We start from the raw sequence: 15,784 nt of genomic DNA, 5'->3' as shown, positions 1-15,784 counted from the left end.
ATGGCTCAAATTGTCATGCAAAATCAGAGGGGGATAACAAGTTTTCAGCCACTTGATGTTGAACTGCGTAACGTCTTCAAGCTTTTTAACCAAGAACCAGCAGTAAATGGCATTGATTTGGATGTCAGACAAGGAGAATTTTTTAGTATTTTAGGCCCCTCCGGTTGTGGTAAAACAACAACACTACGCTTAATTGCTGGGTTTGAAATTGCTGACGCTGGTAAGGTGTTTATTCAGGGTCAGTCCATGACTAATGTGCCCCCTTACCGCCGACCCGTCAATACTGTATTTCAAAGTTACGCTCTATTTAACCACCTGAATGTTTGGAATAACATCGCCTTCGGACTGCGGTTAAAAAAAATACCCAAATCGAAAATTGAAGCTAGAGTCCAAGAAGCTTTAAAACTCGTGAAAATGGAAAGTTTGCGATCGCGCTTTCCCAGTCAACTTTCTGGTGGTCAACAGCAGCGAGTAGCTTTAGCAAGGGCTTTAGTCAACCGTCCCACTGTCGTACTACTGGATGAACCTTTAGGGGCGTTAGATTTAAAACTACGTAAGGAAATGCAGGTTGAGTTATCAAATTTACACAAAGACTTGGGGTTAACCTTTGTGATGGTGACACACGACCAAGAAGAAGCATTGTCTTTGAGCGATCGCATTGCTGTAATGAATCAAGGCAAAATTGAACAAGTTGGCACTCCCAGCCAAATTTACGAACGTCCCTGTACATCCTTTGTTGCTGATTTTATTGGTGATACTAATTTATTCAGTGGTGAAATCGTCGCGGTAGACTCCTCTAATATTAAAATTTCAACAAAAATGGGACTATCAATTGTTATTAGCCGTGCTGAAGATACACCAACTGAATTATCACAAGCTGTAGTAGTGAGTGTACGTCCAGAAAAAATACAGCTTTCGCTATATCCACCTAATTTGCCAGCTAACTGCTTTGAAGGACGGCTTGTCAACGTTATGTATTTGGGCACACACGTTAATTATGTTATGGAATTAACAAATGGCATTAGCATTAATGTGTTGCAACCTAATATTTTTGGTACTTTACCAGACCGTGACACACCTATTTACGCCTGGTGGGCAGAAACTGATTGTTTAGCTATTAGTCAATAGTTAATGATCATACAAAGCGGTGGCAAACCAGTACCGTCGGTTTCAATCGATGCAAATAGTTCCTGGGTTCGTTCAGTGACTCGTTGCTCTAGTTGCTCAGTGAACTGTTGCAGTTCTGTATTTCTAGCTTCAAGAGACTGGCTCAATTGGTTAAACTTTAAATGAGTCCGCACCCGTGCTAAAACTTCACTTTGTTGAAACGGTTTGGTAATGTAGTCAATGGCTCCAAGTTCAAAACCTGTGACTTTATTTACCGATTCAGACAGGGCGGTGATAAAGATAATCGGAATATTTCGAGTTTTCGGATTGGCTTTGATGCACTGACAGGTTTCAAAGCCATTCATACCTGGCATCATTACATCTAATAAAATCAAAGACACTGAAGCATGTTCCAATTGCTGTAAAGCACCCTCACCACTGGTAGCGATCGCAACTTCAAAACCAGCTTGGGCTAAGGTGTCTGAAAGCACCTTCAAGTTATTTGGCACATCATCGACAATCAGGATAATACCATTATCAAATGGGTTTGTAACAGGATTGTTAAATGCAATGGAGTCAGGATGAATCTCCTGCGCCTTTGCCAATCCTTCTCGACCATTGCTGACATCAATCACTGTAAAACCCAAAGGTTCCAGTAAACTCACCAAAACTGAGCGATTGTCCCAACGGTCATCGACTACCAGCACTTGGCGCTTACTACCTTCAAATCCGATAATCTTGCTTTGGTTAGTTGTTCGCCAAGTTGCTGCCCATTCTTGAGCTTCGGGAAGTTTGACCTCAAACCAGAAAGTGCTACCTTTTCCCAACTGGCTGTCCACATTTAGGGTGCTACCCATCAGGGAAACGATTTGCTGACAGTAGTAACTTATTAACAGTTGCACAGGTAGATACACTTAAGTTAATCTTTAAACTACCTATGGGCACTCCAATTAAAGGCATATTTAGAATCAATCGGCAAAAATACAAAAGATGATTAACTATTAACTTAATGACTAACAGACGCCAATTTTTAAAAGGGGTGGCAGCACTTTCTAGCTTATCTTTAGGTGGTTGTGGCTGGAGGCTGGCTGAAGTACGTGCTAATTCTAATACCAATAGTCAGCGTGACCAACTTTATATCTTTACCTGGACGCAATATACTGACAACCAATTATTGAAAACTTTTAGCGCCCAAACTGGCATAAAAGTGCTGGCAGATGTCTATGATTCCAATGATGTCATGCTGGCTAAATTGCAAGCTGGAGGCGGTGGCACTTATAGCATCATCAACCCATCTGATTACATGGTACAAAAGATGGTAGACAAAGACTTGTTGACAGAAATAAATCACGATCGCTTAATCGGTCTAGAGAATTTATTTCCCCGGTTTCATAATCCTAGTTATGATCCCAATAACCGCTACAGTATCCCTTTTAACTGGGGGACAACAGGTTTACTTTACAATTGTGAAAAAATTAAAGATATACCCCAAGATTGGGATTTTATTTGGCAAAATAAAAAGCAACTTAATCAGCGTATGACCTTGCTCAATGATGTTCGAGAAGTGATGGGTGCAACCTTACGAATGCTTGGTTATTCTTATAACTCAAAAAATGAACAAGAAATCAAACAAGCTTATGAAAAATTGAAGGTGCTAAAACCTGCGATCGCCCGTTTTGACACTGACGCTTGGCAAAATCAAATTCTCGCAGGAGATTTGCTATTGGCAATGTGTTATTCAGCAGATGCAGTGAAAATCTCTCAAGAAAACCCTAAACTCAAATATGTGATTCCTCGCAGTGGTTCTTCATTATGGACAGACACTATTGTGATTCCCAAAACAGCCCCCAACCAAGCTGGAGCCTATGCTTGGATTAATATGATTTTGCAACCAGAAATAGCAGCCCAAATTACTCAACGCCTGAATATTTCTACACCGAATAGCGCCGGATTTGAGCAGTTGCCAAAAACAATCCGAAACAACGCTAATTTGTTTCCGCCAGAGTCGCTGTTAAAAAATTGTGAGCGTGTTACACCTGTAGGAGAATTTGAAGAGGTTTACGATCGTTATTGGACTCAATTAACTAGCAGCTAAAAGAGTTAAGAGTTAGGAGTTAGGAGTGATTAATTTGGAAAAAAATGAGATTTATAAAATAGAAAAATTGCAGCATTCCGTCAGAAATTGGCTCCAACCCTTGGTATTGCTTGCACCATCTGGGATTTGGTTATTACTTTTGTTGGTGCTGCCAACTTTGATAATTTTCGAGTTAAGTTTAGTTGCAGACATCCGACCGGGAGATTTGGTCAATCCCAACGGATTCAAAAACTACATCCGAATATTTGACTCACTTTACGTGCAAGTAATTGGGCGATCGCTATTTTTTGCGTTTGGTACTACAATAATTTGTTTAATTTTGGGCTTCCCCGTCGCCTATTGGATTGCTCAGATAGCACCACAGCGTTGGCGAAATTTGCTGCTATTAGGCTTTGTTCTACCTTTGTGGACTTCTTCGTTACTCCGTTCTTATGCTTGGATTACAATTCTTCGTCCTACTGGTTTATTGAACAGTTTACTTAGCAATTTAGGCTTGCCTACTTGGGAATTACTCAACAATAGTCAAGCTGTATTGATTGGTATGAGTTACAGCTTATTACCTTATATGGTTTTGATTTTATATGCTTCTCTTGAAAAGCTAGACAAGCGGTTACTAGAAGCAGCAGCTGATTTAGGTGCAAATCCGGTGGAAACTTTTTACCAAGTAACTGTACCGCAAATTATTCCGGGAATTGCGGCTGCTTCCATGCTTGTATTCATCACAGGCTTAGGGGATTTTGTCGATCCAGAATTACTTGGTGGTGCTTCTAGTATGACGGCGGCGCGGTTAGTTTATAACCAGTTTCTTGGAGCAACGCAAAATTGGGGATTTGGTTCAGCCTTGAGTATGACGTTAATTTTGCTTGTTAGTATTGCGATCGCACTTTTAATTAAGTTTGGGGAAGCTACACCCAAACGTTAAACTTTTGGTCACTCACTTATAATAAAAGCATCAAACGCCAGCGAGACAAAGGTTATGCTCTCACCCGATCTCAAAAATGCGTTACCAACGACCGACGAACTCCCCTGTTCAGACGATACACCAGTGGATAACGAAGATCAAAACTTTTTGCCCAATATTTTACTCTTCTTACTCAACTCTATTTGGGCAAATCGCATGGATTGGTACTTCGGAGTAGATATGGGAGTGTATCACACCACAGGAGTAAATCCTAGAGTACCTGTAGTGCCAGATGCTTTTTTAAGTCTGGGAGTAGAACGCAAAAAGGGTGGCAAATCACGCAAAAGTTATGCAGTTTGGGAAGAAAATGAGATAGTTCCAATATTCACATTAGAAATGGTATCCCATACTCCAGGAGGTGAATATGACGAAAAGCTAAATATATATAAAAAACTCGGTGTATTGTACTACGTAATTTATAACCCTGAGTTTTGGCAACGCGAGCGACATCAACCCTTGGAAGTGTATAAGTTGATTGATGGAAACTACCAACTAGAAATAGGTGAACCCTATTTGATGCCAGAGATAGGGTTAGGTATTGGGCGACACCAAGCTGTAATTGGCGGCATACAACAGGAGTTTTTATGTTGGTATGACGAGCAAGGAAAGCGCTATTTGACAGATGCAGAACAGGCACAACAAGAGCGATCGCGGGCCGAACAAGAACGGCAAAGGACTGAACAGTTAGCGCAGTATTTACGTTCTCTAGGTGTAGATCCAAATAATTTACCTGGTAATTCGTAATTCGTAATTACGAATTCTTAATTGTTTTTCACTATGAGTAAACGATCTAAATTATCTGACACAAAATACATAGTATGTAAGGCTTTAAAAACCACATCTGTCGTAGGGGCACAGCATTGCTGTGCCCCTACAGCGCGGGTTTACTGATCATCAAAGAACAATTAATAAAGGCTGAAACGACCTATTTTCGTGAAACATACTATGATTAATTTGTACAGTGCGTAAGTCCTAACCATTTTGAGCTTGTATAACCTGATAGCCAGATTTTTGTAGAGTCAGAGAGAGTTTGCCGGAGACTAATTGCATCATCTACTAAAGCAGCCTTTCCCTGATTTCGCTGTACCAAAAGTACCGGATTTTTGGCTATGCTTGGGTCGTGAGTATTTGATGTGTTGTATGGAGTAGCATTATTAAATAATGAATCATTATAATTAGTCAACTTTGAAAGTTGATGAAGGTTGACTATAGTGTCATCATTGTCTATATTCCAATGTAAGACTTTTTTCCCTTCAATTTATTTAAAATATTTATTTAATTTTACTATTTTTAATTATTCTAATTAATGTCAACTTTTTTAGGGAATATTTTTATTAAAAAAGGCGTGCTACTAAAACAAGTAGCAGCCAGATTATAAAGTATTTATTTAGAAAATTTCTTCAAGGTTCGTTATGGTTTTGATAACTGACAACAGCTGCCCTGAGATTACTTTGGTGTTCTGAAAGCAGCCGATCGCCTTCGTCTTTTTCCAAACCAGTCCAGTGCATCAATAGTGCCAGCTTAACCCATTTACCACTACGTTCTAGTAAAAAACCAGCAGTTTCCCGACTTAAACCTGTGAGGTCTTGCAAAATTCGCAAAGCGCGATCGCGTAATTTTTGATTTGTTACTGCTACATCCACCATGCGATTGCCATAAACTTTGCCTAGCTTAACCATCACACCGCTAGAAAGGATATTTAAAGCTAATTTAGTGGCTGTAGCAGCTTTCAGGCGAGTTGAACCGGCGATTATTTCTGGCCCTGTCAATAGGCGAATATCAATATCAGCATCAAAGCTAACTTGTTCAGCAGGAACACAGGCGATAAAAATAGTTGTGGCTCCTCGCTGACGAGCAGCATGAAGCGCACCGTGGACATAAGGCGTTGTCCCACCAGCGGTAATGCCAACTACGACATCTAATTGGGTAATCTGTCGCCCTGCGATCGCAGCCTCACCATCTTCAACGCTGTCTTCTAAATCCTCAGAACTGCGTACTAATGCGCCAGCACCACCAGCAATAATCCCCTGTACCAACTCTGGGGGTGTACAAAAAGTAGGTGGACACTCAGCAGCATCTAACACCCCTAACCGACCACTTGTCCCTGCACCGATATAAAATAGGCGTCCTCCGTGGCGCAAACGCTCTGCGGTGCGCTCAATTGCCTCTGCTAACTGAATTTTCGCTGCTGCAACTGCTGCGACAGCCTTTTGGTCTTCGTCATTAAACAACTCCACCAATTCCAGAGAACTGAGCTGGTCTAAGTTCAGACTGTTAGGATTTACCAGCTCAGTTAAAAGATGCCCGCGTTCTTGCAAATTTGTCATTTGTCATTTGTCCGTTGTCATTTGTCATTTGTCCGTTGTCATTTGTCATTTGTCCGTTGTCATTTGTCAGTTAGCGACCAGTGACTAATGACCAATGACCAATGACTAATGACCAATGACTAATGACTAATGACTACTTACAACAATCCTTCCAATTTGCGACGAATCTTCTCTAGTTCAGAATCAGACAATTCTGGTTCTTCTAGTGGCTGTTCATTGAGAGGGAAGGTGTCTTCAACAGTATCCTCCTTCTGGGCATCTTCTTGCCAGTCAGTTTTTTCGACGTTAAGTTCTGGGGGAGTTACAACTAAATTGCTGTTTTCTGGGATGATTTCCCATTCATACCCAGCACTTTCGCAAAATTCCTTGATTTCTTCAGCATCCATCGGCTCTGGTGTGGGTGGAGGGAAATCCTGAGCTTCTAACATCAGGGCAAAGCGCGTGGCATCGTCTTCTGACTCGAACATCAGAATTTTATTGCGCTCGCCCTCCCGAATCGTGTGAATCCCCTCATTTTCCGTTCGAGCATTAAAAATTAACACAAAAACACGCATTGGTGTAATCATCTGTCCTTTTTAAGGTTTATTCATATTAAAGTTCGAGATTGTGTCTTAAGGAAAGTCATAGGAACAATTTTCACTCTAATTCAGATTTTCCTGAAAACGCCAATATCATTAAGCATAAGTATTGGATCGAGCAAATACCGTAACTCAACCAATGGGGTCTTGGGTTTCGTTGGCGTATCCTGGAAATGGCATACTGAACCAATGTGCCAGTTAATGCTTGTGTGTGCCAGCGACATCCGGCAATTAATACAGTGAAAGCAAATGACTAAATATCCCGATCGAGATCCTTACTACCTTTCCCCTAACCGCAAGCGTATGTGGTTGCTGGTGTTGAGTCGGGGTAGCATTGCTTTGAGCGGACTTTTACTGTTAGGAGTGATTGTCGGTATTTGGCGGTTGTGGACTTTTGTTCAAACAGAGTTAACACCCTTGGCACAACAAAGTCTCACTACTACACTCAACCGTCCGGTAAACCTGGGAAGAGTTACACAATTTTCATTGACGGGAGTGCAGTTTGGGGCTTCAACTATCCCACCCACACCCACAGATCCAGATCGGGCCACAGTCGAATCTGTAGAGGTGGGTTTTGATCTGTTGCAATTAATCTTTAACCACCATTTAAAGCTAGATGTCACCTTAGTCAACCCAGATATTTACATTGAACAAAATGACCAAGGACGCTGGGTTTCCACTACTATAGCGTCGTCAGGTAAAGAGGGTGCCATTAAAACCGATTTGGAAAATCTGCGGTTTCGCAATGCCAAGCTGGCATTGATGCCGCAGAAGAGAGTAGGGGTAAATGAGGGGGCAGGGGGGCAGGGGGGCAAAGGAAAATACCCAATTTCTAACTCAGCACTGCCTAAACGCCCCGTTACCGCTAACAAGACTCAGCACTTACCCGTGCTATTTTCTCAACTCAACGGCTCTGCTCAACTTTTAGCAAACAACCAGTTGATACGGTTTGAAGTCGGGGGTCAAGCAGACAGTGGTGGCAATATTTCCATTCAGGGAGAGACACGTTCTAGGGTGCTAGCAGGGAACTTCCAAGTGCAAGCACAAGATTTTCTGGCTGAGAATATTACTCGGTTGATTAAGTTACCAGTGAACTTACAGGCGGGTCGAGCTAATGGCGACTTGTTAGTTCGGTTGACACCAGGACAGCAGAGTTTATTGTTTGGCAACGCTACTGTGCAAGGGGTAACGCTTCAAATACCCAAAGTCCCGCAATTATTGAGCAATAGCCAAGGAAACCTCCACTTCCAAGGAACGGAGTTGCAGTTAAATAATGTTACTAGCAACTACGGCAAAATTCCTTTAGTGGCTACGGGAATCATCGACTCTAAAGCAGGCTTTAAGTTGGCAGCGCGTGTAAATGCGGTGAGTTTGGCGAATGCCCAGGAGACTCTCAAGGTAAAACTACCTGTGCCGATCGCTGGACAAGTACAAGCTTCTTTGCAGATTACTGGATCGACAAAAGAGCCAATTCTTTCCGGCTCAGTTGCCACGATTCAAACTGCCCGAATTGACAAAGTTGATTTTAATAATATCAGTAGTAAGTTTGAGCTTGTTACTAGTTCCTCTTTAATTACCCTAAAAGATATTCAAGGTAAAGCTAAAATTGGTGGTGAGATTACGGGTGCTGGTACAATTCAACTTGGTAAAAGCCCGCAACTGGATTTAAATTTCGCTGCCAAGAATGTTCCAGGAGATGCGATCGCCAAAGTTTATGAAATAACACCCACCTTTCAAATCGGCAATGTCTCAGGTACAGCTCAACTAACTGGCGCTCCCACCAATGTCCAAACTGTGGTACAGTTTCAAGCTCCCAATGGAACTTACCCCGGTACAGGCGAAGTTGCGTTCCCCTCTGGGGTTGCCGGAGGCATCGCTCCAAATCGCACCGTCTCTTTCCGTAATGTGGCTCTGAATGTAAGTGGTGGTACTGTCAGGGCAACTGGTAGTTATGCCAATGAGCGTTGGCAAGCTGTAGCTGTTGCCTCTGGGGTAAAATTAGAACCCTTTGTAGACAAAAGTCAACTGCAAAATGTCTCTTTGGCTGGGGCACAATTCAATGGTCGTCTCCTCCTCTCAGGCAGCACAGCACCATTTAAAATTGCCACAATTCGCAGTGATGGTGCAGGAGTTCAAATTGGTGGCGGCACAGTTGCAGTTTCTAATATCCAACTGCAAGACCAAAGCTTCTCGGCTCAACTTGTAGCTAATGGTGTACGGTTGGGACAAATATTAAAACAGTCTCCCCCAGCTTTAAATAATCCTTTAGCGGGAACGTTCCAAATCGCAGGTAGCAGAGATAATTTCAGCCTGAAAACCTTCCGTGGCAGTGGTGAGGGCCGCCTTGCTATTGGTGGCGGTACGGTTACAGCCTCTAATATTCAAGTGGCGAATGGTGTCTATCAGGCGCGAGTTCAGGCTAAGAATGTGCCTGTGCAGCAATTGGCAACAGTGCCAAAGCAGTTTCAAGGGGCGTTAACTGGTCAGTTCGACGTAGCGGGTTCTGTTGATTCTTTTAAACCACAAACTATTCAAGCCAACGGTCAGGCGCGGGTAAATGTTGCGGGTGGGACTATTACAGCCTCTAATATCCAACTGGATAATGGTGTATACCAGGCACAAGTTCAGGCAACTAATGTACCTGTGCGGCAGTTGGCAGCAGTACCACCGCAATTTCGAGGGACGTTAACTGGTCAAGTAAATGTGGCAGGTTCTGTTGATTCTTTTAAACCGCAAACTATTCAAGCCAACGGTCAGGCGCGGGTAAATGTTGCGGGTGGAACTATTACAGCCTCTAATATCCAAGTGGGTAATGGTGTATATCAGGCGCAAGTTCAGGCAACTAATGTACCTTTACAGCAGTTAGCAGCAGTACCACCGCAGTTACGAGGGACGTTAACTGGTCAAGCAAACGTGGCGGGTTCTGTTGAATCCTTTCAACCACGAACTATCCAAGCCAGTGGTCAGGGACGGCTGGATGTTGCAGGTGGAAATATTACAGCCTCTAATATCCAAGTAGCTAATGGGCGCTATCAAGCTGTAGTTAATGCTGCTGGTGTGGAATTAAATCGATTAAATCAGCAATTAAGGGGTCAGTTTGGCGGTCAGTTACAATTAGCTGGCACGCTCGGATCGTCTAAATTAGCTGATGTGCGTGCTGCTGGACAGGTGCAATTATCCCAAGGTATTCCTGGTCTTGAACGACCCCTGAGTGCTGCAATCGCTTGGAGTGGTGAAAGACTGACCATTGAGCGAGCAACGGCTCCCGGTTTAAGTGTGACTGGTAACATATTAGCCAATGCAACAAAGGTAGGTATACCGGAAATTACTGCCCTAAATCTCAACGTCCAGGCGCAGAATTACAACTTAAAACAGTTACCAATTAATCTTCCTAATCAGGTTGCTGTGGCGGGAAGAGTAGATTTTAATGGACAAATCACTGGTAAACTACCCTTGCCAAATGTAGTAGGGCAAATTAATTTACGAGACTTAGTTGTTGAAGATATTGCTTTTGAGCCGTTGTTAACTGGAAACATCGATACCGCACAGGGACGCGGTTTGAGTTTGAACTTGGCGGGAAATAGCGATCGCTTATCCTTCAATTTAGATGCCAATAATCACCCGAAATCTTTCTTAGTCAAATGGCAGCAAGCATCAGCCATAGGTAATGTTCAAGGGAATGATTGGGCAGTGAAAGTTGCTAATTTCCCCTTACAAATATTGAATTTGACTCCGCCACCAATTACTCGACTGGGTGCTGGTAAGATAGCTGGATTGTTAACTGGGGATTTGTTGTTTAATCAGCAGACATTGGCAACAACGGGGAATTTAGCGATCGCAAATCCCCAAATTGGCCGGATTAAAGGCGATCGAATAGCTGCTCAATTCCGCTACGGTGACGGTAAAGCCACACTCGCAAGTAGCGAATTTGTCAAGGGGAAAAGTCGCTACGCCCTTGTCGGTACTTTTGCTCAAAGTGCTAAAGGCCCTCAACTACAAGGTAAAATCAACGTCAACCAGGGTGAGATCCAAGATGTTCTAGCTGTAGCAAAGATATTTGATTTACAAAATTTGCCCGGTGGTTCAGCAGAAATCTACGGCACAGCAGCGGATCTGACTACCAACCCCCAAGGAACGCCAAACGAACCCTTATTCACCCAAATCCAACGGTTTTCTGAAATTCAAGCTTTGCTGGCAGAACAGGAAGAACAGCGACTTAATTCTACTCCCATACCAGATTTGGCAGACTTAAAGGGGACTTTCAATGGGGAAGTGGCTGTAAATACAGCTACAGCTAATGGATTATCAGTGGATTTTAATTTGAATGGACAAAAGTTTGTCTGGGGTAAAAAGGAAGAACCAAATCGTTTTTATACTGCTGATCAAGTGATTGCCGAAGGCAACTTTGAGAACGGTGTTTTGAGTTTGCGACCATTACGAATCCAGTCTCAAAACAGGCTGATTGCCTTTACGGGTAACGTTGGTGGTGATGAACAATCTGGTCAGTTACGGGTGAATAATTTTCCAGTACAACTATTGAATAATGTTGTCAAACTACCAATTGGAATCACAGGTAATCTTAACGCTACAGCAGCTTTAGCAGGTAGTATTGCTAATCCCCAAGCTAGAGGGGAATTGCAAATCACAGAAGGAATACTAAATCAGAACAAAATAGAGTCAGCGATCGCAAGTTTCAGCTATGCCAATGGACGCTTAAACTTTGGTAGTACTGTAGCAGTTGCTGGGCCAAAACCCGTTGATATTACTGGCAGTATCCCTTATAAATTACCTTTTGCTTCCGTCGCACCAGACAGCGATCAAATCAGTTTAGATATGAAGTTGGAAAACGAGGGATTGGCACTATTAAACGCATTGACTAATCAAGTGGTATTTGAGAAAGGTGAAGGAGAAGTAGACCTCAAAGTGCGGGGAACACTGCAAAAACCCGAAGTAAATGGAATTGCTACTATTAATAATGCTACTTTTTCAGCCCAGGCTTTGCCAGGTAAGTTGAGACGCGTCACAGGTAGAGTACTGTTTAATTTTGACAGTATCTTAGTAGAAAATCTTCAAGGTAGATTTAGCCGTGGGACGGTAGAAGCTGCTGGTGAAATTCCCATTTTCAACAATGAGAACATAACTATCAAAAATCCTCTGACTGTTAATCTCGATCGGCTGAAGTTAACTCTAAAGGGACTTTACCTGGGAGGTGCTAGCGGCAATTTACAGATTACTGGTTCTGCCCTTAACCCAGTAATTGGCGGTCAAGTAAATTTATTTGATGGTCAGGTATTGCTCGCAGAATCTACCAGCACCGCTTCATCTGCAAATGGTAGTTTTGGTGTATCACCCACCAAAGCCAATAAGCAGAGCAAATTTGAAATTGAAAATGGGACGGGAAATGCGATTGCTAGATTTAATAATCTAGATTTAGAACTCGGTAAAAACGTCCAAATTACCCGTCCACCTATTCTCAGTTTCCGCGCAACTGGTAATCTCATAGTTAACGGCTCAATTAATCAGCCAATACCCGATGGTACTATCCAGTTAGAAAAAGGTGGGGTGAATTTATTTACTACCCAATTTAACCTTGTTCGTGGCTATAAACACACTGCAACTTTTAGTCCTTCTCAACCCCGCGACCCCAACTTAGATATTCGGTTATTTGCCAAAGTACTGGATGTAATTCAAAGTAATGACTTTGGGCGGGTAAATTCCACAGGTTTATCAGCGTTAGAGAGTGTTCGAGTCGAAGCCACTATCAACGGTTTAGCCAGCAAATTGGATAAAAATTTAGAATTAACAAGTAGTCCGTCACGTAGTCAAACTGAAATTGTTGCTCTTTTAGGAGGTGGATTTGTAGACACCCAAGGACGTGCAGACAGTACTTTAGGTCTGATTAACATCGCAGGTTCGGCTGTGTTTAACAATTTTCAGTCAGCTTTTAACCAGATTGGAAGTACCTTTGGCTTAAGTGAACTGCGGATATTTCCTACCGTTATTTCTGAGAATCCCGAAGCTGGAAGAAGCAATTCATCTTTAGAATTAGCAGCGGAGGCTGGGGTTGACATTTCTTCTAAAATATCCGTTTCCAGTATTAAAATTTTGACAACAAACGACCCCTTCCAATGGGGTATTAATTACCGGATAAACAATGAATTTCGTGTGCGTGCTTCCACTAACTTAACTGATGACAGTCGTGCAGTAGTGGAATATCAAACGCGGTTTTAAATAAATAAATCTCTTAAATTACAAATTACTCTTTATGTTCTCTCTTCTCCTTGCTTCTCAATAGCTTGTCGTATCTGTTTAACATCCAATTCTAATGCTTCAGCAATTTGCTCTATACTTAAACCAAACTTAAGTAGACGTGGTATCGTATCGAGCTTTGTTTCTTCCTTTACTTCCTGGTAAAATTTAGTTTGTCTCCAATCGGTTAATCCAAACATCGCTTCTAACTCCTGCTGAGTTTTGTTTACAAATTTGTAGATAAGCATTCTCTCTACTAATTCTAAAAGATTGCTACGGTTAGCTTCATCCGTTTTTTGTACTTGTTTTATCAAGTTTTTCGCTTGCTGTACGGCTTGATCTTCTGCTGCAAGTACTAACTTAATTATGCCTAGCCCAATCGAAGGTGATGGTACATCATCTAACTCGTCTAAATAAATTATACGAATTTGCTGTGGAGCTAATGAAGCCATCGATGCAACGTGCTAATTATTTGATTTGTACTGAGGTAAATTGGTAGTGTAATGCTAAAGCTTGCGATTGTTCCAAAAGTTAAAATAACACACCTGGAAGAGTTTGGAATAAGATGTAAAAAATCGTGTCTGTTTTCATGCACTCTCGATATTTGAATATTTTCAGATTATCGGGGCTGAGAGAAGATGATTTGTCTATATTTAATATATTTAAATTCAGGCAATATTAAATTGTGATATTATCATCACCTTGCTGATTAATAGTTAATCGCAAAACTGACAATGCTAAAATTATCAAAAATAGCACTAGTCCAATTGTGCAAGCATAGCTAATTTCCAAGTTGTTGAAGGCTTGCTCATATAAATAATAAACAATCGTTTTCGAGCTACTGAGTGGGCCTCCTTGAGTCATAATATAGACTTCTTCAAACACTTTGGTCGCAGAAATAGCCGAAATTACCGCTACTAGTGCTAGATATGGCTTCATTAAAGGTATGGTAATATCCCAATGTTTGCTAATACCATCAGAGCCATCAATGGCTGCGGCTTCATACACATCAGCGGGAATTGATTGCAACCCCGCTAAATAAATCACCATGTAGTAGCCTAATCCTTTCCACACGGTGACAGCCATGACGCTGGCAAGAGAAATTGGTACAATGCCAAAAATTTTTGCTGGGCTAGTTAGCCAAGGAATACCTTCTGGAAAAAGACCTAAAGCTTTAAATAACTGATTCAGTAATCCGTTTTCTGCATACAGCCATTTCCAAGCTATTCCCGCAACCACCATTGAAATTACCACTGGAGTGTAGTACGCTGCTCTAAACCAATTCATTCCCCGCAGTTTCTGATTTACCAAAATTGCCAGTATTAAGGGAGCAATTACTAAAATTGGTACTACACCTACAAGATATAAAAAAGTGTTTTCCAAGGTTTTCCAAAAAACTGCATCCTTCCAAAGCTTAAGAAAGTTGGCGAAACCTATCCATTGTGGCGGCTGGGCAATGTCTTCATAGCTGGTAAAGCTGAGGTAAAACGCTTGCAGTGCAGGCCAAAAGACAGTTAAGCCTAAAATAACTAAGGCGGGTAGTAAAAATAAATAAGGAGTGAGCCGCTGTTTGATGAAAATCCAATTTTTAGGTATCAATTGATTCATAAGAAGTTTAATAGTTGTTTTTGCTTTGTCAGAACAAGGATTTGGAGATGTGAGTAGATTTAAGCTTCAATATTTTAAGGGCATATATTTACTTGCGTAAGTATTGGTGTAGCCTCTCGTAGAGAAGCTCGTCGTAAACATCATTAATTAATAACTTGGAGATCAACTGCAATGGAAACTCAGCACAATCCGCCAATTGAACATCAAAATGTCCCCATAAACCACCGTGGACTGCATGATTTTTTGTATAGTTCTGACAACGAACACGCCGCCATTGAGGTGAGTATAACTCCTGAACTGGCAAACAATGGTACTGAAATTATTGACTTTGAGGCTTGGAGTGTAGCTGCTCAGAACGCTAAAATTGCCGGAGTTTACGCAGTATTAGATGCAGAACGTTACACGCAGTACATTGGCTATTCTCGGAATGTGTTGCTTTCCTTAAACGGCCATCTTCGCCAAAATGGTGAGCAAAAGTGTGCTTTTGTACGTGTGCAAGCATTCAAGTTTCCCAAACGTCAAGAAATGGAAGATTTGCGAGATGCGTGGATAGCAGAACTCGAAAGTACGCCACCTGGTAATGCAACTGATTGCGGAATGTGGGCTAGTACGGTAGGTGAAGCGACTAAGGCGGTAATGTCAGAAGCCCAACTTCAAGCCTACGAGGAGAAAAAGCTAAAACTGCGGAAAGCAATGGCTGATACAACCCTTTCTAAAGAGTCAGAAACAATAGATGCAAGTGAAGCCGAACGTCAGCGTCAACTTGAAGCTGCTGTGAAAAACGATGACTGGAGTGTAATTATCGACGCACAGACACAGGAAACTAAGTATTGATTTTTGTCTGCTTGAGTGCGCTATC

Annotated in this window: 11 protein-coding genes; 6 read left to right on the top strand and 5 right to left on the bottom strand. The window is 41.9% G+C overall.

Translation table 11 applies throughout. From position 1 onward, the window contains the following. Window positions 1–1,128, top strand: a complete 1,128-nt coding sequence (locus tag NLP_RS00545; protein WP_104904691.1) for an ABC transporter ATP-binding protein — start codon at window positions 1–3, stop codon at window positions 1,126–1,128. Here the strand turns inward: NLP_RS00545 and NLP_RS00540 are convergent. Next, window positions 1,122–1,964 (bottom strand): response regulator, encoded by an 843-nt coding sequence (locus NLP_RS00540; RefSeq protein WP_104904690.1) that lies wholly within the window; start codon window positions 1,962–1,964, stop codon window positions 1,122–1,124. The genes NLP_RS00545 and NLP_RS00540 overlap by 7 nt on opposite strands. A 152-nt stretch (window positions 1,965–2,116) precedes the next feature. Between NLP_RS00540 and NLP_RS00535 the strand changes: the two genes are divergently transcribed. From NLP_RS00535 to NLP_RS00525, 3 genes are read left to right on the top strand one after another with little or no spacing between them, the layout of a single operon-like run. Next, window positions 2,117–3,202 carry an ABC transporter substrate-binding protein gene (locus NLP_RS00535; protein WP_104904689.1) on the top strand — a complete coding sequence of 362 codons (1,086 nt, stop codon included), beginning with the start codon at window positions 2,117–2,119 and terminating at the stop codon, window positions 3,200–3,202. A 28-nt stretch (window positions 3,203–3,230) separates the two neighbouring features. After that, entirely contained in the window at window positions 3,231–4,124 is an 894-nt protein-coding gene (locus NLP_RS00530; RefSeq protein ID WP_104909716.1) for an ABC transporter permease, read from the top strand. 54 nt (window positions 4,125–4,178) lie between these two features. Next, the gene (locus tag NLP_RS00525) at window positions 4,179–4,907 is read left to right on the top strand and encodes a Uma2 family endonuclease (RefSeq protein WP_104904688.1); all 729 of its coding nucleotides are present in this window, start codon (window positions 4,179–4,181) and stop codon (window positions 4,905–4,907) included. A gap of 656 nt (window positions 4,908–5,563) precedes the next feature. On the opposite strand, the gene murQ is transcribed toward NLP_RS00525, so the two are convergent. After that, window positions 5,564–6,490 carry an N-acetylmuramic acid 6-phosphate etherase gene (murQ, locus tag NLP_RS00520; protein WP_104904687.1) on the bottom strand — a complete coding sequence of 309 codons (927 nt, stop codon included), beginning with the start codon at window positions 6,488–6,490 and terminating at the stop codon, window positions 5,564–5,566. A gap of 137 nt (window positions 6,491–6,627) precedes the next feature. Further along, complete coding sequence (locus NLP_RS00515; protein ID WP_104904686.1) at window positions 6,628–7,056, bottom strand: DUF3110 domain-containing protein; 429 nt, start codon at window positions 7,054–7,056, stop codon at window positions 6,628–6,630. Between the two features lie 261 nt (window positions 7,057–7,317). Here NLP_RS00515 and NLP_RS00510 point away from each other — a divergent pair, with 261 nt between their 5' ends. Further along, complete coding sequence (locus NLP_RS00510; RefSeq protein WP_104904685.1) at window positions 7,318–13,299, top strand: translocation/assembly module TamB domain-containing protein; 5,982 nt, start codon at window positions 7,318–7,320, stop codon at window positions 13,297–13,299. A 32-nt stretch (window positions 13,300–13,331) separates the two neighbouring features. On the opposite strand, the gene NLP_RS00505 is transcribed toward NLP_RS00510, so the two are convergent. Further along, window positions 13,332–13,769, bottom strand: coding sequence for an Rpn family recombination-promoting nuclease/putative transposase (locus NLP_RS00505; RefSeq protein WP_234017145.1), 438 nt, complete (start codon window positions 13,767–13,769; stop codon window positions 13,332–13,334). A gap of 226 nt (window positions 13,770–13,995) precedes the next feature. Continuing rightward, the gene (locus tag NLP_RS00500; protein WP_104904684.1) at window positions 13,996–14,925 is read right to left on the bottom strand and encodes a carbohydrate ABC transporter permease; all 930 of its coding nucleotides are present in this window, start codon (window positions 14,923–14,925) and stop codon (window positions 13,996–13,998) included. Window positions 14,926–15,096: 171 nt separating this feature from the next. On the opposite strand from NLP_RS00500, the gene NLP_RS00495 reads away from it, so the two are divergent. After that, window positions 15,097–15,759 (top strand): GIY-YIG nuclease family protein, encoded by a 663-nt coding sequence (locus NLP_RS00495; protein WP_104904683.1) that lies wholly within the window; start codon window positions 15,097–15,099, stop codon window positions 15,757–15,759. Window positions 15,760–15,784: the final 25 nt, after the last annotated feature.

This window comes from Nostoc sp. 'Lobaria pulmonaria (5183) cyanobiont', from assembly GCF_002949795.1.
GTDB lineage: Bacteria > Cyanobacteriota > Cyanobacteriia > Cyanobacteriales > Nostocaceae > Nostoc.
Note: the sequence above shows the minus strand (reverse complement) of the source record. Positions and strands in the feature narration are given on the sequence as shown.

Bases quoted from the DNA above. Each gene is read 5' to 3' on its own strand.
- NLP_RS00505 (WP_234017145.1), bottom strand. From the start codon at position 13,769: ATGGCTTCATTAGCTCCACAGCAAATTCGTATAATTTATTTAGACGAG.
- NLP_RS00525 (WP_104904688.1), top strand. From the start codon at position 4,179: ATGCTCTCACCCGATCTCAAAAATGCGTTACCAACGACCGACGAACTC.
- NLP_RS00540 (WP_104904690.1), bottom strand. From the start codon at position 1,964: ATGGGTAGCACCCTAAATGTGGACAGCCAGTTGGGAAAAGGTAGCACT.
- NLP_RS00500 (WP_104904684.1), bottom strand. From the start codon at position 14,925: ATGAATCAATTGATACCTAAAAATTGGATTTTCATCAAACAGCGGCTC.
- NLP_RS00495 (WP_104904683.1), top strand. From the start codon at position 15,097: ATGGAAACTCAGCACAATCCGCCAATTGAACATCAAAATGTCCCCATA.
- murQ (WP_104904687.1), bottom strand. From the start codon at position 6,490: ATGACAAATTTGCAAGAACGCGGGCATCTTTTAACTGAGCTGGTAAAT.
- NLP_RS00515 (WP_104904686.1), bottom strand. From the start codon at position 7,056: ATGATTACACCAATGCGTGTTTTTGTGTTAATTTTTAATGCTCGAACG.
- NLP_RS00510 (WP_104904685.1), top strand. From the start codon at position 7,318: ATGACTAAATATCCCGATCGAGATCCTTACTACCTTTCCCCTAACCGC.
- NLP_RS00535 (WP_104904689.1), top strand. From the start codon at position 2,117: ATGACTAACAGACGCCAATTTTTAAAAGGGGTGGCAGCACTTTCTAGC.
- NLP_RS00545 (WP_104904691.1), top strand. From the start codon at position 1: ATGGCTCAAATTGTCATGCAAAATCAGAGGGGGATAACAAGTTTTCAG.